This window comes from Gilvibacter sp. SZ-19, assembly GCF_002163875.1.
Lineage (GTDB): Bacteria > Bacteroidota > Bacteroidia > Flavobacteriales > Flavobacteriaceae > Gilvibacter.
Genome location: NZ_CP019333.1, coordinates 711,870 through 736,515 on the forward strand (window position 1 = coordinate 711,870; position 24,646 = coordinate 736,515).

The 24,646-nt window shown below is 44.7% G+C and carries 22 protein-coding genes and 1 riboswitch; of the genes, 11 read left to right on the forward strand and 11 right to left on the reverse strand.

Annotated features, from left to right (window positions below; translation table 11 throughout):
* Window positions 1–11 precede the first annotated feature (11 nt).
* The 8 genes from BTO09_RS03335 to BTO09_RS03370 form a co-directional block, all read right to left on the reverse strand.
* Entirely contained in the window at window positions 12–1,169 is a 1,158-nt protein-coding gene (locus BTO09_RS03335) for an aspartate kinase (RefSeq protein ID WP_087523315.1), read from the reverse strand.
* Window positions 1,144–2,145, reverse strand: a complete 1,002-nt coding sequence (locus tag BTO09_RS03340) for an alpha/beta fold hydrolase (RefSeq protein ID WP_087523316.1) — start codon at window positions 2,143–2,145, stop codon at window positions 1,144–1,146. Before BTO09_RS03340 ends, BTO09_RS03335 begins: the two co-directional genes overlap by 26 nt.
* Before the next feature lie 76 nt (window positions 2,146–2,221).
* Entirely contained in the window at window positions 2,222–3,523 is a 1,302-nt protein-coding gene (locus tag BTO09_RS03345; protein ID WP_087523317.1) for an O-acetylhomoserine aminocarboxypropyltransferase/cysteine synthase family protein, read from the reverse strand.
* A gap of 122 nt (window positions 3,524–3,645) precedes the next feature.
* Window positions 3,646–3,755: riboswitch (SAM riboswitch) on the reverse strand.
* Window positions 3,756–3,872: 117 nt separating this feature from the next.
* Window positions 3,873–4,688 carry a DUF1080 domain-containing protein gene (locus BTO09_RS03350; RefSeq protein WP_087523318.1) on the reverse strand — a complete coding sequence of 272 codons (816 nt, stop codon included), beginning with the start codon at window positions 4,686–4,688 and terminating at the stop codon, window positions 3,873–3,875.
* Between the two features lie 10 nt (window positions 4,689–4,698).
* Window positions 4,699–5,751 (reverse strand): sugar phosphate isomerase/epimerase, encoded by a 1,053-nt coding sequence (locus BTO09_RS03355; RefSeq protein WP_087523319.1) that lies wholly within the window; start codon window positions 5,749–5,751, stop codon window positions 4,699–4,701.
* A gap of 4 nt (window positions 5,752–5,755) precedes the next feature.
* On the reverse strand, window positions 5,756–6,895 hold the full coding sequence (locus BTO09_RS03360) for a Gfo/Idh/MocA family protein (protein ID WP_087523320.1): 1,140 nt from the start codon (window positions 6,893–6,895) through the stop codon (window positions 5,756–5,758).
* Window positions 6,896–6,897: 2 nt separating this feature from the next.
* A complete protein-coding gene (locus tag BTO09_RS03365; protein ID WP_087523321.1) occupies window positions 6,898–8,121 on the reverse strand; it encodes a nucleoside permease in 1,224 nt (407 codons plus the stop codon).
* A gap of 25 nt (window positions 8,122–8,146) precedes the next feature.
* Window positions 8,147–9,163, reverse strand: coding sequence for a sugar phosphate isomerase/epimerase (locus tag BTO09_RS03370; RefSeq protein ID WP_087523322.1), 1,017 nt, complete (start codon window positions 9,161–9,163; stop codon window positions 8,147–8,149).
* A gap of 128 nt (window positions 9,164–9,291) precedes the next feature.
* On the opposite strand from BTO09_RS03370, the gene BTO09_RS03375 reads away from it, so the two are divergent.
* The 6 genes from BTO09_RS03375 to metK all read left to right on the forward strand — a co-directional run bounded on the left by BTO09_RS03375 (window position 9,292) and on the right by metK (window position 15,693).
* Window positions 9,292–11,013, forward strand: a complete 1,722-nt coding sequence (locus BTO09_RS03375; RefSeq protein ID WP_087523323.1) for a GMC oxidoreductase — start codon at window positions 9,292–9,294, stop codon at window positions 11,011–11,013.
* 11 nt (window positions 11,014–11,024) lie between these two features.
* A complete protein-coding gene (locus tag BTO09_RS03380) occupies window positions 11,025–11,645 on the forward strand; it encodes a gluconate 2-dehydrogenase subunit 3 family protein (protein WP_087523324.1) in 621 nt (206 codons plus the stop codon).
* 14 nt (window positions 11,646–11,659) lie between these two features.
* Window positions 11,660–12,586, forward strand: coding sequence for a hydroxypyruvate isomerase family protein (locus BTO09_RS03385; RefSeq protein ID WP_087523325.1), 927 nt, complete (start codon window positions 11,660–11,662; stop codon window positions 12,584–12,586).
* A 148-nt stretch (window positions 12,587–12,734) separates the two neighbouring features.
* Window positions 12,735–13,070: a P-II family nitrogen regulator gene (locus BTO09_RS03390; RefSeq protein ID WP_087523326.1), complete on the forward strand. Its 336-nt coding sequence runs from the start codon at window positions 12,735–12,737 to the stop codon at window positions 13,068–13,070.
* Between the two features lie 8 nt (window positions 13,071–13,078).
* Window positions 13,079–14,308 carry an ammonium transporter gene (locus tag BTO09_RS03395; protein ID WP_087523327.1) on the forward strand — a complete coding sequence of 410 codons (1,230 nt, stop codon included), beginning with the start codon at window positions 13,079–13,081 and terminating at the stop codon, window positions 14,306–14,308.
* Between the two features lie 128 nt (window positions 14,309–14,436).
* Complete coding sequence (gene metK, locus BTO09_RS03400; protein ID WP_087523328.1) at window positions 14,437–15,693, forward strand: methionine adenosyltransferase; 1,257 nt, start codon at window positions 14,437–14,439, stop codon at window positions 15,691–15,693.
* A 55-nt stretch (window positions 15,694–15,748) separates the two neighbouring features.
* Here metK and BTO09_RS03405 read toward each other — a convergent pair whose 3' ends face one another.
* The 3 genes from BTO09_RS03405 to BTO09_RS03415 all read right to left on the reverse strand — a co-directional run bounded on the left by BTO09_RS03405 (window position 15,749) and on the right by BTO09_RS03415 (window position 20,379).
* Window positions 15,749–18,508: a carboxypeptidase regulatory-like domain-containing protein gene (locus BTO09_RS03405; protein ID WP_087523329.1), complete on the reverse strand. Its 2,760-nt coding sequence runs from the start codon at window positions 18,506–18,508 to the stop codon at window positions 15,749–15,751.
* A gap of 30 nt (window positions 18,509–18,538) precedes the next feature.
* The gene (locus BTO09_RS03410) at window positions 18,539–19,432 is read right to left on the reverse strand and encodes a GLPGLI family protein (RefSeq protein WP_087525476.1); all 894 of its coding nucleotides are present in this window, start codon (window positions 19,430–19,432) and stop codon (window positions 18,539–18,541) included.
* Between the two features lie 101 nt (window positions 19,433–19,533).
* On the reverse strand, window positions 19,534–20,379 hold the full coding sequence (locus tag BTO09_RS03415) for a GLPGLI family protein (protein ID WP_087523330.1): 846 nt from the start codon (window positions 20,377–20,379) through the stop codon (window positions 19,534–19,536).
* Between the two features lie 127 nt (window positions 20,380–20,506).
* On the opposite strand from BTO09_RS03415, the gene BTO09_RS03420 reads away from it, so the two are divergent.
* From BTO09_RS03420 to BTO09_RS03440, 5 genes are read left to right on the forward strand one after another with little or no spacing between them, the layout of a single operon-like run.
* Complete coding sequence (locus BTO09_RS03420) at window positions 20,507–21,982, forward strand: sensor histidine kinase KdpD (protein WP_087523331.1); 1,476 nt, start codon at window positions 20,507–20,509, stop codon at window positions 21,980–21,982.
* Window positions 21,975–22,661: a response regulator transcription factor gene (locus tag BTO09_RS03425; RefSeq protein WP_087523332.1), complete on the forward strand. Its 687-nt coding sequence runs from the start codon at window positions 21,975–21,977 to the stop codon at window positions 22,659–22,661. The genes BTO09_RS03420 and BTO09_RS03425 overlap by 8 nt, the downstream gene beginning before the upstream one ends.
* 18 nt (window positions 22,662–22,679) lie before the next feature.
* Window positions 22,680–23,450, forward strand: coding sequence for a hypothetical protein (locus BTO09_RS03430; RefSeq protein ID WP_087523333.1), 771 nt, complete (start codon window positions 22,680–22,682; stop codon window positions 23,448–23,450).
* A gap of 14 nt (window positions 23,451–23,464) precedes the next feature.
* Window positions 23,465–24,079, forward strand: coding sequence for a deoxynucleoside kinase (locus BTO09_RS03435; protein ID WP_087523334.1), 615 nt, complete (start codon window positions 23,465–23,467; stop codon window positions 24,077–24,079).
* Window positions 24,080–24,109: 30 nt separating this feature from the next.
* Window positions 24,110–24,643, forward strand: coding sequence for a hypothetical protein (locus BTO09_RS03440; protein ID WP_087523335.1), 534 nt, complete (start codon window positions 24,110–24,112; stop codon window positions 24,641–24,643).
* Window positions 24,644–24,646 lie beyond the last annotated feature (3 nt).

Consider the following 24,646-nt stretch of genomic DNA (forward strand, 5'->3'; position numbering starts at 1 on the left):
AAACCGCAAAGTTAAGCAGAAACTCTTTCGCTAATGCGCAAAATATCGCCAAAGACTCCGCGTGCGGTTACCTGTGGCCCCGCCCCTGCTCCTTGAATCACTATCGGATTAGACCCATAACTCTCTGTATATATCTCGAATATAGAATCACTTCCTTGTAACTGACCGAGCATACTATTCTTAGGCACCGCCTCTAACCGGACAAACATTTGTGCACCAAAATCGTCAGCAAGGTCTCCGTCTAAGGTGGCGACATAGCGCAACACCTCATCTTTATCACAGCAAGCGCGAACACTTTCAAAATGAGCATCCAAAGCAGGAAGATCATCTAGAAAGGCAGTGGTAGGTAGTCCTCTTAAGGGTTCCGGGATCAGGTTTTCTACGGCTACTTCGTCAAACTCGCAATGTAAGGCGAGCTCTCTAGCCAAAATCAAAAGCTTCCGGGCCACATCGTTCCCACATAGATCTTCACGCGGATCTGGTTCGGTATAGCCTTTGGCAATAGCGGCCTCTAATACTTTGTGAAAAGCAATTTGCTCTGCGCTGAAACGATTGAAAATATAACTCAAGGAACCCGAGAAAACACCTCGGATCTGGGTAATGTTCTCACCAGAAAGATGCAGTAGTTTAATTGTATCTATTAGTGGTAACCCCGCACCTACATTGGTCTCATATAAATAATCCTGTTGCCTTTTGGCTAGCCTTTCTCGCAAATTTTCATAGAATTCCATGCCCAAAGTATTGGCTACTTTATTACTCGAGACCAAAGAGAATCCAGCTTCTATAAAAGGCAAATAGTTCAACACAAAGCTTGGGCTTGCCGTATTATCTACCATTATGGTATTGTATAGTCCATGTCGATGTGCTCTTTCTATCAGCTGTGGAATTGTATAGGACTCGCCTTGCTCCTGCTTACGACTTCGCCAGTCCTTATCAAGGCCATCTTTATCGAATAATACAGTACTTGAATTGGCCACGGCTACCACTGCGAGGTCAATTCTGCGCCGTCTTTTAAGCTTTTCTCGCTCGGCGATCAATTGATCTATAAGTAGTCCACCAACTTGTCCGTGACCTATGATAAACAAATGAATCTGCTTGTTTCTGATCTTATCCAGATCGATCTTAGAAGTAGGAATTAAAATATTATCGGGGGCTTTTACTAAGCTCATAACTATCATTTTTTAAGGTGGTCCCGGCAAAGACCGATGCAATAAAGCTGCCGAGTTGTTCTTGTTCGATCAGAAAAGCGTCGTGCCCTTGTGTGGAGATCAAACGGTGGTGATGTACTTGCACTCCCAAAGCTCTTGCAAGTGAAGCGGTTTGTTCAATATCTGTTTCGCTGTAGAGCAGGTCGTCTTGAATCCCTATTAAATGTAACTCTCCTTTAAAGGCGCGCATGACCATTTCTATACTGCGATCATTGTTCGTACAATCGTGGGTGGTCAACAACCAATTCATGAATTTGTAGGCCTTGAGTGTAAAGCGATCCTTTAGGGAATTCCCATGGAAATGCAACCAATCATAAACGGACGCTGCAGCTTTTAGGCTGTCATCACTGCCAAATTTCACAGCAAACGCATTCGGGTTCCGATAAAAGGTCATGGCGTGTACTCGGGCGTCGAACAAAGGTTCCTTTGAATTGGAAAGAATCCGATCTTGGACCATACCTTGTGCTACTACCCATGGGCTGGCTTTCCAATGAGCCGCAACAGGAATGAGATGCTTGCATAAGTCAGGGCGCAAGGCAACGAGCTGCCAAGCCAAACATCCTCCTAAGGAACCGCCAATTACTGCATAGAGATCCTTTAGACCGAACTCATCCAGCGCAGCTAATACCCAAGAAGCAACATTCTTTAATCGGAAGGCATAAGGATTGTCCAACAGTTGTCCGTCATATCCGTTCCCAGGCACATTAATAGCGAGAACAGTAAACTTCTTAGTATCTATTGTTTGATCGTCTCCTATGAGTCCGTTCCACCATCCTTGAGGACCACAGACCGAAGAGTTTCCACTCAAGGCGTGTAATACAAGTACAACAGGTGCTGTGTGCAGCGCCGGGCCAAAAAGTTGGTAACTGACAAAATCAAAAGGCGCATCCACTGCCGCAACATGCCGTTTTATAGAAATTTTCTGTAAATCTTTCATCACGCTTTAGTAAAGCTCCGACAGCTTTTTACCGCCGGAGCTTAGCTAACATTAAACACTAATAATCCAAACACAATTAGTTTGTAGCAACAGGCTGTGGGCTTTGTACCTTGGCAAAAGCCTGTTGCAGGTCGCCTATCAGATCGTCCACATTTTCCAAGCCAACGGAGAGGCGGATCAGATCTTGGGTTACCCCTGTGGATTGCTGCTCGGCTTCAGAAAGTTGTTGATGCGTTGTGCTGGCCGGATGGATGATCAAAGACTTGGTATCTCCAATATTGGCGAGTAAAGAGAATATTTGAGTCGCGTCTACTGCCTTTTTAGCAGCTTCATATCCGCCCTTTAACCCAAAGGTCACTATACCGCTTTGACCTTCCGGCAGGTACTTTTGGGCGAGTGGATAATAATCGCTCTCTTGCAAACCAGGATAGTTCACCCAAGCAACTTCTTCTTGACCTTGTAGCCATTTGGCAAGCGCTAAAGCATTGGACGAATGCTTCTTGATTCGAATCTCCAAGGTCTCCAGTCCTTGTAAGATCTGGAAGGCGTTGAACGGGCTCAAGGCTGCGCCGAAATCGCGAAGTCCTTCAATGCGAAGCTTGGCAATAAAGGAAGCCTCTTTAAGCACTTCTGCATAAACCAAACCGTGATATCCGGGAGAGGGTTCTGTAAACTCTGGGAACTTACCATTGGTCCAATCAAAGGTACCGGCATCTACCACAACGCCACCTAAAGCGGTCCCGTTGCCGTTGATGTATTTGGTAAGCGAGTGGATTACAATGTTCGCTCCGTGGGCAATAGGGTTTAAAAGATAAGGCGTCGCTACGGTATTGTCTACAATTAGTGGAACTTTAGCTGCTTTAGCTTGGGCTGCTATCTGTTCGATGTCTAGAACATCCAACTTTGGATTCCCCAAGGATTCTATAAAGATAGCTCGGGTATTTTCTTGAACCGCAGCGGTGAAACTATCGGGTTCAGCAGGGTCTACAAAGGTTGTGGTGATCCCTAAGCGCGGTAAGGTAACGTTCAGCAAATTGAAAGTCCCCCCGTAAAGGCTGTTGGAAGCAACAATGTGGTCACCAGCACGTAAAAGCGTTTGTAAAGTGGTGGCAATGGCCGCAGTGCCTGAGGCAGTGGTCACCGCAGCAATTCCACCTTCTAGAGCAGCGAGTCGCTGTTCTAGTATATCGCAGGTTGGGTTATTGATTCGGGTGTAGATGTAACCGGTCTCACTCAAATTGAACAAGTTGGCTGCATGGTCACTGTTGTCAAAAACGTAACTGGTAGATTGATAAATAGGCACGGCTCTGGTTCCGCCGTGATTGGTTGTGTCATGACCGGCATGCAAGGCTGCGGTCGCAAATTTTGAGGTACTCATTTTTCTTTCTTTTTGAGTTAAACTGAATTAATTCAAAAGTCAAATGCGCTTTAAAAAAGCGTACTTACAGAAAAATGTTATAAAGAAATTGAACCCCATTCCTAAGTCGGGAACTGGGTCTTGAGTTATCTATCCGGAACATCCGGTAGAATTTAGCACCTTCTTTGTACGAAGAGACAAAGGGTTGCTAAGGCTTCACAGGGTCTAATCCCTCCACCTTTCTTGATAACATTTCAATAAGTGTTTGAACTTTATGAGCACAAATATTGCGACACAAAATTGACAAATCCAAAAAAAGCCCAAAATTTTTGAAAATTTTAGGCTTTGCAATTGTTGTTTTTATACAGAACTAATCCAGCTCCCGCACCCAAATGTTGCGGTAACTAACGCCACTCATATCTTGGTGATCTTGCAGCTTTATCGGTGCCTTTCCGTGTGCTTCGTTCTTAGGCCAGCCAATGTATTCGCTAGTCCCAAGGATCTCAAAATGATCTTGGATCAACACTCCGTTATGCAGCACGGTAATAGTCGCAGATTTGGTTTTATTACCTGCTTCGTCAAATTCTGGTGCGTGATAGATTATGTCGTAGGTATTCCATTCTCCGGTAGGCACAGCAGCTTTTACCAACGGAGGAGATTGCTTGTAAATAGATCCTGCTTGCCCATTTACGTAGGTCGGGTTATCGTTGTTGTCTAACACCTGGACCTCGTAGCGGTTTTGCAAGAACACTCCACTGTTAGAGCGGGCTTGCCCGTCTGCCTTATTATCTGGATTAGAACGCCATTCTATGTGCAATTGTACACTGCCAAAAGACTGTTTGGTCTGAATATCTCCGGTCTTATCTTTTACGGTCATACTGCCATCTCCATTGATGATCCATTGTGCTGCGGAGCCGTCCTTAGCCGATTCCCAGGCATCTAGGTTGGTTCCGTCAAAAAGTACAATGGCATCAGACGGCACTCCGTTGTTACCCACCGGATCGATCTCTGCCGGCACAGGTTCCCACTGTTCCGTTTCTTTAGGATCTGTAGGCTCCTGGGCAACCTCTTCAGTGGTTTCTTCTTTCTGCGGATCGGCCTCGGTTTGCGCTTCTGCATTCTGGTTGCAGGCAATTAAAAATCCACAGCAAACAAGACCTAAACTTAATTGATAAATATGTTTCATAAGGGTGGTTTTATAGTCCTAAAATCTTCTTTAGTTTTTCTTCGTCGATGGCTGCTCCAGCAAAATCGTCAAAGCGTTTTGTGGTAGCCTCGATGATGTGATCGGCAATGAACTTAGCGCCTTCGCGCGCTCCTTGTTCTGGGCTTTTTATTACACACTCCCATTCCATCACTGCCCAAACATCGCAGCCGTATTCGGTTAGTTTGCTAAAGACAGTTTTGTAGTCGATCTGCCCATCACCCAAAGAACGATATCGTCCTGCACGGTCTTTCCAATCGCCGTATCCGCCGTAGGCTCCTTTTTTACCTGTAGGCTTGAATTCAGAATCCTTAACGTGGAAGGCCTTGATAAACTCGTGGTAGTGGTCTATGTAGGTAAGGTAATCGAGCTGCTGTAAAACAAAATGCGAAGGATCGTACAAAATATTCACCGCCTCATGCTTGCCAGTCGCTTCCAGGAAACGCTCAAAGGTCACCCCGTCGTGCAGGTCCTCTCCCGGATGAATCTCATAACAAACGGCAACTCCGTTGTCTTTGAATTCATCTAAAAGTGGTAGCCAGCGAGCGGCTAATTCTTTAAAGCCCATCTCTACTAATCCGGTGGGAAGCTGCGGCCACGGATGCCACATATGCCACATCAAAGCGCCACTAAAAGTAGCATGCGCCTTTAATCCTAAATGCTTACTCGCTCTGGCTGCAGAAAGCAACTGTTGGCGCGCCCATTCGGTACGCTTGGCAGGATTGTTCTTGCAGTCGTCCGGAGCAAAATTGTCGAACATTAAATCGTAAGCCGGATGTACAGCAACCAATTGCCCTTGCAAGTGGGTTGAAAGTTCGGTGATCTCCAGACCGTAGTCTGCTATCTTGCCTTTAAGTTCATCGCAGTAGGTTTTACTTTCTCCTGCTAACTTAAGGTCTATCAAGCGCGTTTCCCAAGTTGGGATCTGTATCCCCTTGTATCCGAGATCTCGTGCCCATCCGCAGAGTCCATCTAAGGAATTGAAAGGGGCTTTATCGTCCATGAACTGTGCGAGAAAAACCGCAGGTCCTTTTATTGTCTTCATGAGTTTATGCGTTTAAATCGATCCAAACATTCCCTTGCTTATGTGAAGCAACGGCTTGCTCTATAAAGTACATACCACGAACCCCATCTTCCATTCCAGGAAACTCGGCGGGGTTATAATCTTCGCCGCGAACAGCCTTGGCCATACCCTTGTAAATATTACCCATGGCATCGAAGATTCCTTCTGGATGCCCTGGAGGTAATTTGGTTCCTGATAGTGAAAGCGGATCGTTATAATCGTGACCTGGTTTTAAGGTACGCATGGGTTGACCGTCTTCTAGCCAATACACGTAATTGGGATTCTCTTGACCCCACTTTAGCGAGCCTTTATCACCATAAATGGCCACAGTAAAGTTATTCTCTTCTGCTGTTGCTATCTGACTGGCCCTAAGCACACCTTTGACATTCTTACCGAGACGCAAGAGTACAGTGCCGTCTATATCCATTTGGTTATCCTCGTATAGATGATTCAGATCCGCAAGTATGGACTTTACTTTTAAGCCTGAGACAAATTCTAACATTTGGTAGGCGTGTACACCAATATCGCCCATACAACAGGAAATACCAGATTTATCAGGATCCAAACGCCAAGTGGTTTTTCGGAGCTTCGGATCATGTATGATCGGGTTGATCCAACCTTGGTAATACTGAACATCTACCTTTTGGATCTTACCAATGACTCCCTGAGCGATCATCTGCTTCATTTGGCGAATCATCGGGTAGCCGGTATAGGTATGTGTCAAGGCAAATTGCTTCCCGCTGGCAGCTTGTACGGCTTGTAGCTCCAAAGCTTCTGCATAACTCATGGTCATGGGCTTTTCGCAGATCACATGAAACCCGTTCTCTAAGAGTTGCTTGGCCATAGGAAAGTGCAAGAAGTTAGGTGTTAGCACCGAGACAACCTGGATCCTATCGGCCTCAGGTATAGCCAACTCCCCAGCAATAAAAGCATCCAGATCTGCATAAATGCGATCTGTTGGCATGCCGAGTTCATTAGCAAAGTCTATACTCTTTTGTAGTTCCGGATTAAAAACCGCTCCGGTAAGCGCATATGCATCGAACATACTGGCAGCCACGCGGTGTAAAACCCCAATAAGGGAATCACCTCCACCACCAAGTACGCCCCACTTTATTTTTTGAGCCATAATTATTGTTGGTATTCTACTTTCTCGTTTTTAAACAGGAGTGCAAACAATACAAATACTACTGCGGCAAATGCTGCAGGATACAACCAAATCTGATTCCAAGTATGTTCGGTCTCTGAAATGGCAAATGCATCGGTGGTCTTACCGGCTATCCAGAATCCGATCAACATACCGACTCCGTAAGTAGCTAGGGTAATGAGCCCTTGTGCGGCACTCTTGTATTTTTCGCCTGCCTTACTGTCTGTATAGATCTGTCCTGACACAAAGAAGAAGTCATAACAGATACCGTGCAGCGCGATTCCTATCAGCAACATAAAATACATGCCATCCGGGTCTCCATAAGCAAATAGCAAATAGCGAACCGTCCAGGCTAACATGCCGACAAGGATGGTCTTTTTAAATCCGTAGCGCATAAAAAAGAAAGGCAATAGCAGCATAAAGAACACTTCTGAGAATTGCCCAATGGCCATCTTCTCTGCCGGTTTATCTACCCCTACCTCACCCAAGAAATGCCCGGCGTGCTGGTAGTAAAAGGCCAACGGAATACAGATCAAAACAGAAGCGATAAAAAAGATCAAGAAGTTTCTGTCCTTTAAAAGTTTTAACGCATCTAAGCCTAAAATAGTTGAGATACTTGCGCGTTCTGTAGAGCTCGGTGGTGTTTTTGGAAGTGTGAAACTGAACACACCCAAAACAGCACTGGCAATAGCACACATTAAAAAGGTGTTGCGCAACAAGCCGTCGGCGATCCCTGATTCGGAATCCCACAAGAAAATTCGGCTGATGCAAATCCCAGCGATGATCCAGCCTACGGTTCCCCATACACGAATTCGCGGAAACTGTTTGGACGGATCCGAGAGCTGATTAAAACTCACCGAATTTACCAAGGCCAGCGTTGGCATATAGGCTATCATATAACCCAAAACATAAGGATAGAAAGCGTCAAAACTCTCGGCATTGGCCAGTTGATACATCAGCACAGCACCAACCAAGTGCAACACACCCAATATGCGTTCTGCGTTAAAGTATCGGTCTGCAATAAGTCCTATGATAAAAGGTGCGATGATCGCCCCCCAGCTTTGAGTAGAATAGGCCATAGCCGTTTCTCCTCCATCAGAACCCAGGGTGTTTGTCAAATAGATCCCCATGGTCACGAACCAACCTCCCCAAATGAAGAATTCTAGAAACATCATGAAGGAGAGTTGAAAATAGGTGGATTTTTTCATTGTGTTTATTTAGTTAGTATGGTTGTTAGTTCATTTTGCTACCCAAGCTGATCAGCAGATCGCGCGTGGCCTCTATCCCTTCTTGTTCAGAGAGATTATTACCCTCGTATTCCACGCCGATATAACCGGTATAACCGGCATCCTTTACTACTTGAAGCATTCTGGCGTAGTCTATGGTTGTCTCGTAGCCGTCTTGGTCAAAGTCATAAGATTTGGCACTCACTGCCTTGGCAGCAGGCATCATGAGTTGAACCCCTTGGTAAATATCTGGGTATTCTTCTTCACACTCGCCCCACTTGGCTCCGTCTTTTCTCTTGACACAGAAGTTTCCAAAATCCGGCAGGGTTCCGCAATTGTCCATTCCAACAGCATTGATCACTTCCATTAAAAGAGGTGCATTAGAAGACTGCCAGCCATGGTTCTCAACCAGAACGTTCACACCTTTGGTCTTGGCATAAGCACCTAATTTAGACATTCCGTCTATGCTGTTTGCTTTCCACTCCTTATCATCCAAAGATCCGAAGAGATTGATTCTAATAGAATGACAACCCAACTCTGCCGCTGCATCGACCCAACGCTTGTGGTTTTCTACCGCTAAGTTACGGGCAGCTTCGTCATTGACCGACAGATCGCCTTCGCCATCTATCATGATGATCAAATTCTCCATTCCGGCCGCTTCGCTTTCTTCTTTGAGTCGTTGCGTTATAGCCTTTATTGCTTCGTCCTTACTGTCGTATTCTTCCATAGCCGAATTGTACAATTGACTCACATATTCCAACCCGGTAAAACCGTTGTCTTTGGCATAGGCCGCAAAGTCAAAAGGATCCATGCCTTCTTCTCGGATCATTCTGTGAATGGACCATTGCGCCAAGGATAATTTAAAGAAAGGATCCTTAGATTTTTCGACAACGTTTTCGGAGCTATTTTCGGTCTGGTTTTCAGCAGTTTTTTGTTCTTGGTCAGACTTACAACTCCCTAGAGTTAAGACTATTAGCAGAAATGTGAGAAGTGCAATATTTTGCCGCGATAGTTGCGTTTTCATTAGGAAAATTTTAGAAAGGACATCAAATTAACAATAATAAATTTGATTTATTACAGATAAGATAATTAATTTAGTTGCCCTGTAAAAATAACACCTTACAGCTAATCTTACCAAAACTAAACAGTAAAATGACAAGTTGTTTTCTCCCAAATCCTGATGCTGAATACGATGCGATCGTAGTAGGTACGGGGATTTCTGGCGGATGGGCCGCCAAAGAGCTCTGTGAGAACGGCCTTAAGACCTTGGTCTTGGAGCGCGGTCGCATGGTTGAGCACCCACAAGACTACACTACGGCTAATTTAGATCCTTGGGATCTGCCAAACGGAGGTACTGCTTCCCGCGAAACTCGACTAAAGAAACCCAAACAACACCGTACAGGTTATGTGACCAACGAAGCGCACCAGCATTTCTTTGTAGATGACCAAAAACACCCATACAACGAAGACCGTCGTTTCGATTGGATCCGAGGTTATCACGTTGGGGGTAGATCACTGATGTGGGGGCGTCAGAGCTACCGCATGGGAGATATCGATTTTGAGGCCAACAAAAAAGAAGGCATTGCCGTGGATTGGCCAGTTCGTTATGCGGACGTAAAAGAGTGGTATGACTATGTAGAAGATTATATAGGAGTAAGTGGAACCAATCTTGGGCTGGACATTTTACCTGACGGGAAGTTCCTAAAACCAATGGAGCTTAATTGTGTAGAAGAACACTTACAAGAAAAGATCGCCGAAAACTTTGACGATGGTCGTGTTTTGACTATCGGGCGAGCAGCTCACATCACAGAAGGAACCAAGCCTGGAAAAGGGCGTTCTCAGTGTTTGTATAGAAACCGCTGTATGCGCGGTTGTCCTTACGGAGCTTACTTTAGTTCCAACAGTAGTACTTTACCTGCTGCGGAGGCGACCGGGAATATGACATTAAGACCGAACTCTATAGTTTATGAGGTGATCTATGACGATGCCACCCAACAAGCAACTGGAGTTCGCGTGATCGATGCCGAGACCAAAGAGAAGATAGAGTTTAAAGCTCAGATCATTTTCCTTTGTGCATCTGCTGTTGCATCGACCTCTATTCTACTACAATCTAAATCAGATCGTTTTCCTAACGGACTTGGAAATGATTCTGGAGAGCTAGGCCACAACCTTATGGACCACCACTTTAGAGTAGGAGCCCAAGGAAAGGCTGTCGGTTTTGACGATAAATATTTTAAAGGCCGCCGAGCCAACGGAATCTACATTCCTCGTTTTAGAAATTTAGGTGGAGATACCGACGTTGCTACCTTTAAACGTGGTTACGGATATCAAGGTGGAGCCAATCGTGGATCTTATGGCGATATGGTAGCCGAATTGAAATACGGCCCAGAACTTAAAGAAGCTATTTTAAAGCCAGGAGAATGGAGCATGAACTTGCTCGGTTTTGGTGAGACCTTACCAGACCACAGCAATCGTATGTATTTAGACTACGACAAGCTTGACGAATGGGGCTTGCCTACCGTTACTTTCGACGCTGATTTTGGTGAGAACGAACTTGCCATGCGTGAAGACATGAAAGAACAAGCGGCTAAGATGTTAGAGACAGCTGGCTTTACAGACATTGTGACTTATGACGATATTGGAGGAATGGGTCTTGGAATCCACGAAATGGGAACTGCTCGTATGGGTCGTGACCCTAAAACCTCAGTACTGAATAAGTGGAACCAGGTTCATGCCTGTAAGAACGTATATGTAACAGATGGCTCCTTTATGACCTCTGCCGGGTGTCATAACCCGTCACTAGGGTATATGGCCTTTACCGCTCGTGCAGCGAATCACGCGGCAGAGCAATTCAAGAAAATGAAAGAAGCATAAAACTACAAACCATGGATAGAAGACAAGCATTAAAGAATATTGGACTTACTACAGGTTTTGTAGTGGCTTCACCTGCGCTCTTTAGTTTATTGGAGAGCTGCACCAGTTCTGACCCAAAATGGGTTCCGGTTTTTATGGATGAGACCCAAGCGATGATCGTTGGCCGTTTTGCCGATGTTTTCCTCCCTAAAACAGAGGAGACTCCAGCCGCGACCGAACTCAACGTAGTTCAGTTTATCGACACCTATTGGAACGAGGTTTCTACACTAAAGTACCAAGGAAAGATACAAACCGTATTTGGAGAAGTTATTGGAATGATGAAAGCTGAGCATGGCGAAGATCTTTCTGTCATGACAGACGAGAACTATATGGCCTTTTTAGATGCCAATATGTTACACCCTAGAGACGAAAAGCGTGATCCACCAGGGACCAATCAGAGTGTCGAGGCCTTAGAGGATGACACACCGCTTACTGTCTCGAAGTTCTTGAACGGACTCAAATGGATGTGCATTAACGGCTACTTGACTACCCAACAAATGGGTGAAGAGTACTTGGTCTACGAACCTGTACCGGGAACCTATGTTTGCGACGACTTGCAGACACTCACAGGAGGAAAACGTTATTCACTATAGTAACGCATCCAAATATGGAAAGAAGACAATTCATAAATAATGTAGCGCTCGCCTCGGTGGGCGCTTCGTTTTTAGGAGGCAGCCTTAAAGCGCATGCTGCCAACGCTTTTGTAACGGCAAAGAACAAATTTCCACTGCATTTTGCACCGCATGATGGCATGTTCAAGGCCCATGCAGGAGCAGACATTTTAGATCAGATCCAATTTATGGCAGATCAGGGCTTCACGGCTTTCGAAGACAACGAGCTCAAAGGTAGATCGATTGCAACCCAAGAGGCCATGGCGGCTTTGCTTAAAAAGCACAACATGACCATGGGGGTCTTTGTAGCGCATAAGATCTATTGGAGCGAACCCAACTTAGCCAGCGGCAAGGAAGATTATCTTAAAGAGTTTTTAGCCGACATTAAAGATTCTGTAGCCGTTGCCAAGCGTATTGGCGCCAAATGGATGACTGTAGTGCCAGGCCACGTAGACCTCAGACTTTCTAAAGATTATCAAACCGCCAATGTCGTAAACGCCTTGCGAAAAGCTTGCGAAATTTTAGAGCCTCACGGATTGGTCATGGTTTTGGAACCCTTGAATTTTAGAAACCATCCGGGACTTTTCTTGACCGAATCGCCTCAGGCCTATCAGATCTGTAAAGCGGTGAACAGTCCTTCATGTAAAATTCTATTTGACATCTATCATCAGCAAATACAAGAAGGAAATCTTATTCCAAACATAGAAACTTGTTGGGACGAGATTGCCTATTTCCAAATAGGAGACAATCCGGGGCGTAATGAACCCGGCACGGGAGAGATCAATTACCGAAATGTCTTTAAGTACATTCACGATCGCGGCTTCAAAGGAGTTTTAGGAATGGAACACGGCAACTCCATGCCTGACAAAGCAGGAGAACAGGCCGTGATCAATGCTTATTTAACTGCGTCAAACTTCGATTAAGGATATCTTAATATTTCAAATATATTTTTAATACCCCTAATTTTTTAGGGGTATTTTTTGTTATGTTGATAAAAATTAAATACTACCCCCTATTTTTTAGGGGGTATACTATTTAAAATTATATTTTTGAGATATCAACTCACAGATTATGAAGAAAATCGAGGCGATCATCAGGAAATCAAAGTTCGAAGAAGTAAAACAGGCTCTGCACGAAGTGGAGGTGAATTTCTTCTCTTATTGGGACGTGTCTGGGCAAGGCAACGAAAAACACGGATCTGTTTACCGTGGTGTTCCCTACAAGACCAGCGATATCCAACGCCGATGGCTTTCTATCGTGGTCAATGACGACTTTGAAGAGCGCACCATTAAAGCAATAATAGAATCTGCCAAAACCGGCAGCGTGGGCGACGGAAAGATCTTTGTGAGCGCAATAGAAGAAGTATACAGAATTCGCACCGGAGAACGCGGTGGGCAAACCCTATAACAGAAGTAATGGAACACGCAGTTTTTACCATCAACAACGTATGGATGATGATCTCAATTGGTTTGGTATTCATCATGCACTTGGGCTTTGCCTCTTTGGAATCTGGCCTAACACGGTCTAAAAATACCATCAACATCCTCTTTAAAAATGTAATGATACTGGCTATCGGGCTTTCTACTTACGCCTTCTTTGGGTTTAGCCTCATGTACCCCGGAGAAGCTTTTGCTGGTGATTACTTTGGTTTTAAAGGGTTCGGGCTGCCGCTCCCCAATGGCGGCCTGACCGAAACCTACAATGTGGGTTATACCTTTTATACCGAATTCTTGTTCCAAGCCATGTTTGCCGCAACAGCAGCTACCATTGTTTCAGGAGCTGTAGCCGAACGCATCAAGATCAACAGCTTTCTGATCTTTTCGCTATTCTACGTAGGCCTTATTTACCCGATGGTTGGTATGTGGCACTGGGGTGGTGGTTTCTTGGCAGAAATGAACTTTCACGACTTTGCAGGCTCTACTTTAGTGCATTCTGTAGGCGGATGGGCCGCCTTGATCGCTGTTATCTTATTAGGCCCTAGAATTGGAAAATATACTGCGGATGGAATAAAACCCATCTTCGGACACAATGTACCCTTAGCGACCCTGGGTGTATTTCTACTGTGGTTTGGTTGGTTTGGATTTAATGGTGGATCCGTGCTGAGCGCGGACCCCGCCACAGTATCGCTGGTGTTGGTTACTACCTCATTGGCGGCAGCCACGGGCGCTGTAGGTGCTTTCTTTACTTCCTATATTAAGTTTAGATCTTATGACGTGACAATGATTCTCAACGGCGTCCTTGCTGGTTTGGTTGGAATAACTGCGGGCGCCGATGTCATGTCGCCTAACGAAGCAATGATTATTGGAGCGATATCAGGAGGACTCTGCGTATTGGCCATTAGCACTATCGATCGTTTAAAATTAGACGATCCGGTAGGGGCTATCTCTGTGCATTTGGTTTGCGGTGTTTTTGGAACCTTAGCCGTAGGTATCTTCGGAGACAAAGCCGGATTGGGGCAATTGTGGATACAGACCAAAGCAATTTTGATCATCGCTGGATTCTGCTGTTTAACCTCTTTTGTGATCCTGTACGCCATTAAGCGCACCATGGGACTGCGCGTTACCGCAAGAGAAGAGATAGAAGGCTTAGACACCCACGAACACGGCATGACCGCTTACCCCGATTTTAGACTGAACGAGCATTAAGCTGCTCGCGCTAAGAAGTATTTTTTATGTATTTTTGAGGCCGATTAGGCGTAGCTTGGCACGGACTGTAATTTAGCACCGTCCGAAGCGACCAAGAGCGCATTACAGACACGAGAAGATTCCTGTTTATGGCCTATTTATTTACCTCTGAAAGCGTATCAGAAGGACACCCAGATAAAATTTCCGATCAGATCAGCGATGCACTGCTGGACCATTTTCTAGCCTTTGACCCAGAAGCCAAAGTTGCTTGCGAAACCTTAGTAACGACTGGACAGGTGGTTTTGGCCGGCGAAGTGAAGAGCAATACCTATTTGGATGTACAACAAATAGCCCGAGAAGTGATCAACAAGATCGGATATACCAAAGGTGCCTATCAGTTTAGTGGTGATTCCTGCGGAGTGATCTCATTGATCCACGAGCAATCTCAGGATATCAACCAAGGAGTTGACCGCGCTAGCAAAGAAGAGCAAGGTGCCGGAGACCAGGGAATGATGTTTGGCTATGCCACTAGCGAGACCGAAAATTATATGCCTTTGGCTTTAGAGATCTCTCACTCAATTTTACAGGAACTGGCTGCCATCCGCAGAGAAAACAATCAGATCACTTACCTGCGTCCAGACAGCAAGAGTCAAGTCACCATAGAATACAGTGACGACAATATACCTCAGCGCATTGACGCCATAGTGATCTCTACCCAGCACGACGATTTTGACAGCGACGACGACCGCATGCTAGCCAAGATCAAAAAAGACCTCATTGAGATATTGATCCCTAGAGTGAAAAGCAAATTGCCTGCTTATGCGCAGGCACTTTTCAACGACGATATTAAATACCACATCAACCCTACCGGAAAATTTGTGATTGGTGGCCCACACGGTGATACGGGACTTACTGGCCGTAAGATCATTGTAGACACCTATGGCGGCAAAGGCGCTCATGGTGGTGGAGCCTTTAGCGGAAAGGACCCGTCTAAGGTAGACCGCTCTGCCGCTTACGCAGCCAGACATATCGCCAAGAATTTAGTTGCTGCAGGAGTCGCTAAGGAAGTTTTGGTACAAGTGTCTTATGCCATTGGCGTAGTAGAACCGACCTCTATCTTTGTAGATACCTATGGTACTGCCCAAGTAGCCATGTCCGATGGTGAAATAGCTCAAAAAGTTGCAGAAATCTTTGACATGCGCCCAGCGGCTATTGAAAGCCGATTGAAATTGCGCAGCCCTATGTATTCTGAAACTGCTGCTTACGGACATATGGGTCGCAAGCCGGAAACAGTGCACAAGATATTTGAAAGTCCATACTCGGGGCGCGTAGAAAAAACCGTAGAGCTCTTTACTTGGGAAAAGCTCGATTATGTAGACCAGGTAAAATCGGCCTTTAACTTATAAGCAAAAAAGGGAGCTCATTTAGAGCTCCCTTTTTTTTTTCATTGCATCAATCAGACTACAGCTCGTAACGGACTATCAACATCACTATACGAGGCAGTACAAAGAACTGCGAGGTGTTGTTGAAGTTTTCATTAAAGCTGTCGTTGTTTAAAAAGTCCACATCCAAAAGGTTGGTGGCTTGCAACTGGTATTCCCACTTGCTGTCTTTTTCTCGGTAATACAGGTTAGCATCTAAGAACGAATAGGTGTTCTCAATGGTCCCTGCTGCATCGGTATAGTTGAAGTAACTCCACTCGGCATTGAAAGTGAAATTCTGCAAGAATACGGCGTCAAAGTTCACGAAAGGTTGGTGGGTCGTAAAAGTAGACTCCACTCCTGCGTTGTCGTAATTGTTGAGCGTTAAACGATACCCCAATTCAATGTTTGGCCATTCGCGGAAGCTGGTTCTCAAACTACCGTTATAGCTCTGGGTAAAGTTGATACTCTCGCGAATATCCTCGTTAATGATATTGTTGAATTTCCCCCAACTCACGTTTCCGCCAACAGCAAAACGCAGGCGTTTGATGTTCTTGGTGAATCTGGCAAAGGCAGAGAGGGTCTCGTCGGCAAAATTGCTGTCTAAGTTGATAGGATTAGAAACCTGAGTAATTCCTGCCAACTGAGTGTTGTTCTTAATGGCCTCAATACGGCGCGTATAATTGATGTTCGCACTCACATTGGTGTAATTGAACATATTGAAGCTGAAATAGGTGAGGTTGTAATTGTGTACAAAGGCATTCTCCAAATTGCGGTTACCTCTAAACAAACGGTTGTAGTTGTTAAAAATGTAGCCTTCCGCAAAATTGTTCACGTCTGTGTACTGCGCTTGGATGGAATAATTAAGGCGGATGTTCTCGCTCTTTTTAAGCTCCACTATGGCGTTGAAGTTCGGTAATACGAGCCATTCATTATTCTCTGAAACACTACCCAACTGCTCGCTTTTCACCCGGTAATTGTGTAAGGTTGCTCCTGGGGTAAAAGTAAATATTCCCGTTTTGAACTTGTAGTTTACTCCTATAAAGTAATCGCTGAAGTTAAAGGTGACATCGTTATTGAACTCATCGTCCTCAAAAGCCGATGGCGGCCCGGTGAACATAAATTCCTGGAAGATCCCGGAGTTGAAATCCTGACGGCTCAAAGTCGCACCAACATTGATATTCACATTGCTCTTATTGTTGATCACGTAATAGTAATCTACCTTGGCGTCTAATTTGTTGGTCTTGATGCGTCGCTGCTGATTCACATCGTAACGATCCATGCGCTGTAGCGGATCAAAAGTGTCTTGCGAACTGTCAAAAGGCGCCGCCGGATTCACTTGCGTAAAGACTCCTCTAAACGGAATCGAATCTTGGATCACACTGTAAAAAGGATCCTCGTCTTGATACAAATGCTGCACCTGCCCAGCAAAGATGTTGTTCTCATCTAAGGTGTAATAGGCATTGATGTTTTGATTTATAGAGAAAGGCGTGGTATTCTCGTCCTCGTTGATCTCGTTCGGATTATTATTTACTGTGGAGACGATAGCGCTCACCTCACTTTGATCAGAGGTCTTTCCAAGGACATCATAATCCAACTGGAAATTCGAGTTCGGCTTGTAAATAGCACTCATCTTGAGCATCCCCAACTGGGTGCGCTGATCGTTAATATTGTTTGTGGTCTCTGTAATTCCCGTAGCCACATAGTTACGGATCGTATTAGTAATATAGCTGGTTCTATTATCTGAAAGAATAGAAAAACCACTGATGTCTAATGACTTGCTCGCGTTCCAACTAAAGTTCGCTGCCAAGAAGGAGGTTTCGATGGCATTGGCGCGGTTATTTTGGCCCACTGCAAAACCTAAGTCTCCAGTATTGATATTGAAATTAGTACCTCCGCCGCGATTGAAATTTCTAAATCCTCCCGTAAAGTTGAAATAGTCTCTAAACGTAAAAGGCACTTGCCCAATATCATTGAAGTCTGTGATTATATTCACACTGTAATCCGGACTGTAGTAGAACAGTTTAGGGTAAATCAAATAGCGCTCTTTCTCCTTGCTATCAAATCCGATTCCACCAGAAACCTCACCAAACCAGAAGTTCTTCTTCCCTTCTTTTAGCTTAATGTTTATAGCAATGTTATCTTGATCATTACCAAGCCCACGCATCTGGTCTACCTCGTTGTAATTTCGCAATACCTCCACCTTGTCTACCGCATCTGCAGGTATATTCTTGGTAGCCAGCTTGGAATCTCCGTCAAAGAAGTCCTTGCCTTCTACCATGACCTTAGAAACAGTCTTCCCTTCTACTTCTATCTCTCCGTCGTCATTGACCTCAACTCCGGGGAGCTGTTTCATCACGTCTTCTAATTTGCGTTCGTTCCCTGTGGTAAAGGAATCCGCATTGTAGACAATAGTATCGCCCTTTACGGTAACCGGCATCTCGTAGACTATCTCTACCCCATCCAATTGATTGGGTGCTGGGTTCAAGGTTACGTCTCGGGTCATGTCCGAAGCCCCTTCTGGAACATTCAAATCGAACTCCACTGTCTCTAGGCCTAAAAAGCTAGCCTTAAGTGTGTAGGTATTGTTAGTCGGTAAGTCTAATTGATAACGCCCTTCGTAATTGGTAATAGCGTAAGACTCGATCTCGCCTGTTTCTTTAATGGTGGCGATAATGTTTGCAAGTTCCAAAGGTTCTCCGATAGAGTCTTTGATAACCCCTCTTAATTTAATGCTCTGGGCGTCTGCGTCAAAGCTAAATAAAGACAATAGGATGCTTATAAAGAGTAATTTCTTCATGGTTGGCTGCACTGTATTTTGATTGATTGATTAACCTCGGAATCCTCCGCGTCTGCCGCCGCGTCCACGGCCCCACATTTCGCGCATTTCTTCCATTTTATCGGCAACGATCTTTTGGTATTCCTCGCGAGTCACGACTTTCCCTTTAGAAGGTGCCTTGATCTCGATTGGATCTTCTGGATTCATTACAATTTTAGAACAGAGAATAGTGGTTCTATAAACATTGAGCTCTAAGATTAGCCCCGGCAAACCGCCGTATTCTCCAGGTCCGTGCTTTACTGGGATCATAGGAGTATACCAAGCAGTTACTATGACTTCCTTAGGGATCTCTATCTGACTCATTGGATCATCATCGGCATTGGCAGTATCGGTGGAGTCCTTTGCCTTTTCTTGGTCGGCATTTTCTCCGCGATCTCTCCCGCCTCTTCGGCGAGCCATACTCCAGTCGTTCTCGTCTATCTTTTTTACCGCGGTGACTTTGATGGCCAGATATTGTCCGATCATTTTAGACTCCTTGGTCTCTTCCCATTCCAAATTGGCAATTTCGTCCTGGATCAAGAATTGTTTTCCATAGAACTCTTGCTCTTGCACCAATTGACCAGTCTCCAAATTCTTGTATTGATCTCCCGGCGTAAAACTACCCATCATCATACCCATCCAACGACTACCTCCATTTGCATCGGTTTCTAAAACCTCTTCTTCTTTGTATATGGATTCTTGCCCGTTAAAGGAAAGCACATAAGTCTTCTCTAGGTACTTACGCATGCGCTCGGCGATCATCTTTTTCATCTCCTCGGTCATTTCGCGACCGCCCCAATCCATATCTACGGTAGTTTTTGATTGGTAGTAGGCCTTTCCGCTAAATTCCTGAGCGCTCATGGTGATACTCAAAAGCATCAACATTAGGGGTAGTAGTTTTTTCATTTCCTTGAAAATTAACAGTTTAGTGTTGAATAGCATAGCTAATTTAAAGCCTTTAGACTCGTAGCAGCCCAAGAGGTTTACTAAAGCTTTGTTAAATTTCACTAACCGCCAATTCTGATCTCAAAGCTGTTACCATTGCCACGGCGATTGTCTGGCTGATAACGATCGCGCATTTCTTTCATTTTCTCTTCCATAATAGCGTTGTACTCCTCTTGAGTCACTTTTTTGCCTTTAGTCGGCTCTTCTACTTTTACGCCGTCTTTCGGGTTGAGAACGATCTTGCTGCAAAGTATACTTTGTGTACCGTCAGAGATCTCTAAAATTAAACCAGGCAATCCGTAATGTCTACCGGGTCCGTGCCCAAGAGGGATCTGCGGAGTATACCAGGCTGTAATGGTGATTTCCTCTTCTGTGGTTTCGCTACTAGCTTCGGTACCTTCTTCTTCATTGCTACTAAAAGAGGACTGCACCGTACGAGTTTCGGTTCTGGTAGCTTTAAAACAGGTGTACTCCCCAATATTCTTGGTCTCTTTGGTAAGGGTCCATTCTAGCTCAGGCAGGGAATCTTTGATCAGAAAGGTTTTTCCAAAGATGTCGCTTTTGTTCGCCAGACGATTCTCAGAAATGTTCTTGTAAAGCACATCGGCCTCTCCGGCTCCGGCTACAACGATCTGCATACCTCCGCCACCCACCGTTGGTGTCTCTAGCGATTCTACCACCTTGTATAAAGAGGCATCTTTATTAAAGTCCAAAGTGTATTCCTTTTCGAACTGTTTCTTCATCATAGCCAGCAATTGCTCTTGCATTTCAGAAGGAACCTGAGTACTGTCTAATTTGATATCCAACTTGCGCTGGGTCTTGTAAGTGGCTATTCCTTGAAATTCCTGGGCATGCACGCTTCCAATAAAAAAGGTCAATGCCAATGAAAGATAAACGAGAGTCTTCATAGTTGTTCTATTTTTTGTTTTGATGACACCACAAAGATGCACAAACCTAATATTAAGCCAAGTTAAGCATTGTTAAGCACTGTTAAGCAATTTGGAAAATGCCGCCTAATACACCTACTTTTGAATCATGAAGCCGACAAAATACAAAGGCATACTCTATTTTATCATCGCGGCAATCACACTTACGCTTTGCCTGCAAGCCTATTGGTTCTATCGCAGTTTTAAGGCGGAGCAAAAAGAATTGATCTCTGACGTACAGGTCAGTCTCAATAAAGCAGTCGACGATTATTTTACCCAACTAGCTCAGAAGCAGAGCATGCTCTTTGCAAGTGATACCTTGACGGTAAGCATAGACAACCCTTCTTTTAACTTTCCAGACCGATGGGAGTTTATAGACAGTATCTCTGGAGGTACTATTCAACATTTTGAGCTCACCGATTCTTTAAACGGATCGAGTTTTACTGCGGTCAGTATTATAGACTCCGTAGCCAATGAGCGCCCTCGACTTAAAATAAGAGACACCCTACGCAGCTTCTTTAGCCGTTTGGGTAGACGCCCCTTTGAACTTCTGACCAACAAAATTGTGATCTCTTTTGCTGAGGATCAAATGTCGCTATCAGTCTTAGATTCATTATTTCACGAAGAGCTTCACCAGCGCGAACTTTGGATAGACTACGGCTTGGAATATCAAGCCCCATGGGCAGAGAAACAGCAGTTCGGAAAACTTTCATCTAGCGATGCAACGCAAACCCTAAAGGCCAAGTCAAATTTCTTATTGGCAGATGCAACCTTAGATCTGTATTTCAAGAATACCACGCCACTTATTTTACATCGCAATGGGGTGAGTTTAGGACTCTCGCTCATATTTGTGGCCTGTATAATAGGTTGTCTCCTTTATTTGCTCAAGATAATTCGCCAGCAGAAGCAATTGGCAGAGATCAAGAACGATCTGATCTCCAACATTACCCATGAGTTCAAAACACCATTGGCAACCATTGGTGTTGCCTTAGAAGGAATTCAGAAGTTCAATGCAGACAACGACCCCGAGAAAAGTAAAAAGTATGCGGCCATGTCTCAAGAACAGGTCAAAAAGCTGTCTGGCATGGTAGAGAAACTCTTAGAGACTGCCACCTTAGACAGCAACGCCCTTGTTTTGAATAAAGAAGAAATTGACTTGGTTGCACTTTGTAAACGCTTAGCAGTTTTGCCTGAGGCCTATGTTGGCAGCACTAAGCGTATCAGCCTTAATGCAGCACCAGAAAGCTTAGCCGTTAATGTTGATCCCTTCCATTTAGAGAATGTGATCAATACCCTTATTGATAATGCGCTCAAATACGGGGGAGATACGATTAGCTTGAATATTACTTCGGATGCCTCCGCAGCAACAATAGCTGTCCACGACAACGGAAATGGGCTGAGCAAAGCCCAGAGTCAGCGCATTTTTGAAAAATTCTATCGCGTACCTAAAGGCGACACCCACGACATTAAAGGTTTTGGCATTGGCTTGTATTACGCTAAGAATATCATAGAAAAACACGGTGGACAAATTAGTGTATCCACTAAAGACGGAACCACTTTTACCCTATCTATCCCTCATGAATAAAGCGATTCACATCTTACTAGCAGAAGACGAACCGGCTCTGGGACAGATCATAAAAGAGAGCCTGGAAACCCGAGAGTTCAAGGTAACCCTCTGCACTAATGGCGAAGAAGCCTTAAAGGCTTATGCAACTGAAAAACCGGAACTATTGGTTTTAGATGTAATGATGCCCGTAAAAGATGGCTTTACCTTGGCCAAGGAGATCCGAGCAGAAGACGCGCAAACACCCATAATCTTTCTAACGGCGAAATCACAGACCGAAGATGTGGTCAACGGTTTCAACTTGGGTGGCAACGACTATTTGAAAAAGCCCTTTTCTATGGAAGAGCTGATAGTTCGAATTAAAAACGCGCTAAAACAAAACGATGCGCCGAGCAAGAACACCAATTTCACTTTGGGTGATTTTAACTTCAATGCCAACCGACAAGAGTTGCAGTATAAAGACAAGGCTCCGGTAAAACTCACCCACCGAGAAAGTGAATTGTTGTTTCACCTCTGTGCCAACAAGAATCAACTGCTGGATCGCTCGTTCATTCTTAAAAAACTTTGGGGCAGCGACGACTTTTTCAACGCCCGCTCTATGGATGTGTTCATCTCAAATTTACGCAAGAAATTAAAGGCCGATTCCTCCCTGCAAATCGTCAATGTGCGCGGCTTCGGATACAAGCTGATTTGCGATTAGTTTTTGTATCTTGACAGCATGAAGCTGTTGCTTTTCCTACTCTTACCAGTCATGGCCTTTGGCCAACTCAAGCTAAAGGATAAAATGCCTTTGGACGCCGATCGCTTTATAGGGGTAGACTCTTATAAGAACACTTACTTTTTGGTCAACAACGCACTAATCAAAACCAGTGACAAGGACCGTTGGAACTATGCCGATTTTACCCTGGGCAGCATAACCGAGGTAGACATTATAAACCCTTTGAGGATCTTGGTCTATTACGCCGATTTCAACATTGTGGTCTTTTTGGACAACACCTTGAACGAGATAGAGCGAATCAACTTTAACCAAGTAGAAGACTATCTGAATATTGAGACGGTTCGAATGGCCAACAACAACAGTGTCTGGGTTTTTAATAAAGATGCACAGCAGCTGGAGCTCTATAATTATCGATCGGGCAAACGCAGTATCATCTCCCAGCCAATCCAAGGCAATTTACTTTCTACGGCCAGTGATTTTAATTTTTGCCATATCCTTACAGAAGAAGAGGTCATTACTTATAATGTGTACGGGAGCATTTTGCGCAGCTACGACAACCCAGGATATACTCGATTGTGGGCCTCTTCGCCCAGAGGTGTATTGGCCTTGGACAAAGCGGGAACCATTTACTTTACCGAGGCTCCCGCAGGCGAGTTCAAACCGCGAGTGGAAGGCGTAAAAATAGCCGTGAAAGACTTGCAACTAAGTTCAGAAATCCTGTATATTTACGATGGAGATTTCGTGTACTCCTTCAAGCTAACCAAACCCTAAAGAATCCTTATTTTATGCATGTTGCGATAGCCGGAAACATAGGCTCAGGAAAGACTACGCTCACCAAATTATTGGCCAAACACTACAAATGGCAACCCCATTTCGAAGATGTGGAAGACAACCCATATCTGGACGATTTTTACAACCAGATGGAGCGCTGGTCATTCAACCTGCAGATCTACTTTTTAAACAGTCGATTCAGACAGATAGTTGACATACGAGAAAGTGGTAAGGATTATATACAGGATCGCACCATTTATGAGGATGCCTACATATTTGCGCCGAACTTGCACGCCATGGGGTTGATGACCAATCGCGACTACGAGAACTACCGTTCACTCTTTGACCTGATGGAAAGTGTGACCGAAGCGCCAGACCTTTTGATCTATTTGCGAAGCTCGATTCCGAACTTGGTGAGTCAGATCCACAAGCGTGGTCGTGAGTATGAAAATTCTATCAGTATAGATTACCTAAGCAGACTCAACGAACGTTATGAAGCTTGGATACACGACTACGACAAGAGCAACCTACTGATCTTTGACGTAGATACTTTAAACTTTGTAGATGAGCCAGAAGACCTTGGAAATGTGATCAGTCGCATTGACGCGGAACTTCACGGATTATTCTAAAACCTATATTTAATTTAACCCAGATCGATCATGAAACATTTAAAATTGCTAGCCCTTTTGCTGCTTGTACCTGTGTATATCGCTTGCAGCTCAGATGACGACAATAACACCACACAAGAAGAAGTTGAAGCCTCTTTGGTAGGCACATGGACCGCAGAGACCATAGATTTCGACTCTACCATCACCACAACGGTAGAAGGCCTTCCGGTCACAGCCACCCAAGAAGGCGAAGGTTTCGATATCGATGCCACCATCACCTTTTCTGAAGATCCAAATACCGTAAACTCAGACGGGCAATTTTCCATGACAGTCACTACTACTTTCTTAGGCGTGAGCGAAACGGAAACCTTAGAAAATCTCGATCTCATTGGAGATGGCATGTGGACTTTGTCTGACAATACCTTAGTGATTACCGGTACTGCGGATGATCAAGATGCTACTATAACAGTAGAACTCTTAACCGCCGATAGCTTACGCTTGCGCATTGAGCAAACAGAGATGCTAGACACCCCTGTTGGTACAGGCGAGGTAGATGCCGTTTTTGTGGCGACCTTTTCCAGATAAACA

Bases quoted from the DNA above. Each gene is read 5' to 3' on its own strand.
- BTO09_RS03370 (WP_087523322.1), bottom strand. From the start codon at position 9,163: ATGAAAACGCAACTATCGCGGCAAAATATTGCACTTCTCACATTTCTG.
- BTO09_RS03440 (WP_087523335.1), top strand. From the start codon at position 24,110: ATGAAACATTTAAAATTGCTAGCCCTTTTGCTGCTTGTACCTGTGTAT.
- BTO09_RS03340 (WP_087523316.1), bottom strand. From the start codon at position 2,145: ATGAAAGATTTACAGAAAATTTCTATAAAACGGCATGTTGCGGCAGTG.
- BTO09_RS03375 (WP_087523323.1), top strand. From the start codon at position 9,292: ATGACAAGTTGTTTTCTCCCAAATCCTGATGCTGAATACGATGCGATC.
- BTO09_RS03425 (WP_087523332.1), top strand. From the start codon at position 21,975: ATGAATAAAGCGATTCACATCTTACTAGCAGAAGACGAACCGGCTCTG.
- BTO09_RS03345 (WP_087523317.1), bottom strand. From the start codon at position 3,523: ATGAGTACCTCAAAATTTGCGACCGCAGCCTTGCATGCCGGTCATGAC.
- BTO09_RS03335 (WP_087523315.1), bottom strand. From the start codon at position 1,169: ATGAGCTTAGTAAAAGCCCCCGATAATATTTTAATTCCTACTTCTAAG.
- BTO09_RS03385 (WP_087523325.1), top strand. From the start codon at position 11,660: ATGGAAAGAAGACAATTCATAAATAATGTAGCGCTCGCCTCGGTGGGC.
- BTO09_RS03395 (WP_087523327.1), top strand. From the start codon at position 13,079: ATGGAACACGCAGTTTTTACCATCAACAACGTATGGATGATGATCTCA.
- BTO09_RS03405 (WP_087523329.1), bottom strand. From the start codon at position 18,508: ATGAAGAAATTACTCTTTATAAGCATCCTATTGTCTTTATTTAGCTTT.
- BTO09_RS03350 (WP_087523318.1), bottom strand. From the start codon at position 4,688: ATGAAACATATTTATCAATTAAGTTTAGGTCTTGTTTGCTGTGGATTT.
- metK (WP_087523328.1), top strand. From the start codon at position 14,437: ATGGCCTATTTATTTACCTCTGAAAGCGTATCAGAAGGACACCCAGAT.
- BTO09_RS03420 (WP_087523331.1), top strand. From the start codon at position 20,507: ATGAAGCCGACAAAATACAAAGGCATACTCTATTTTATCATCGCGGCA.
- BTO09_RS03430 (WP_087523333.1), top strand. From the start codon at position 22,680: ATGAAGCTGTTGCTTTTCCTACTCTTACCAGTCATGGCCTTTGGCCAA.
- BTO09_RS03390 (WP_087523326.1), top strand. From the start codon at position 12,735: ATGAAGAAAATCGAGGCGATCATCAGGAAATCAAAGTTCGAAGAAGTA.
- BTO09_RS03410 (WP_087525476.1), bottom strand. From the start codon at position 19,432: ATGAAAAAACTACTACCCCTAATGTTGATGCTTTTGAGTATCACCATG.
- BTO09_RS03415 (WP_087523330.1), bottom strand. From the start codon at position 20,379: ATGAAGACTCTCGTTTATCTTTCATTGGCATTGACCTTTTTTATTGGA.
- BTO09_RS03435 (WP_087523334.1), top strand. From the start codon at position 23,465: ATGCATGTTGCGATAGCCGGAAACATAGGCTCAGGAAAGACTACGCTC.
- BTO09_RS03380 (WP_087523324.1), top strand. From the start codon at position 11,025: ATGGATAGAAGACAAGCATTAAAGAATATTGGACTTACTACAGGTTTT.
- BTO09_RS03355 (WP_087523319.1), bottom strand. From the start codon at position 5,751: ATGAAGACAATAAAAGGACCTGCGGTTTTTCTCGCACAGTTCATGGAC.
- BTO09_RS03365 (WP_087523321.1), bottom strand. From the start codon at position 8,121: ATGAAAAAATCCACCTATTTTCAACTCTCCTTCATGATGTTTCTAGAA.
- BTO09_RS03360 (WP_087523320.1), bottom strand. From the start codon at position 6,895: ATGGCTCAAAAAATAAAGTGGGGCGTACTTGGTGGTGGAGGTGATTCC.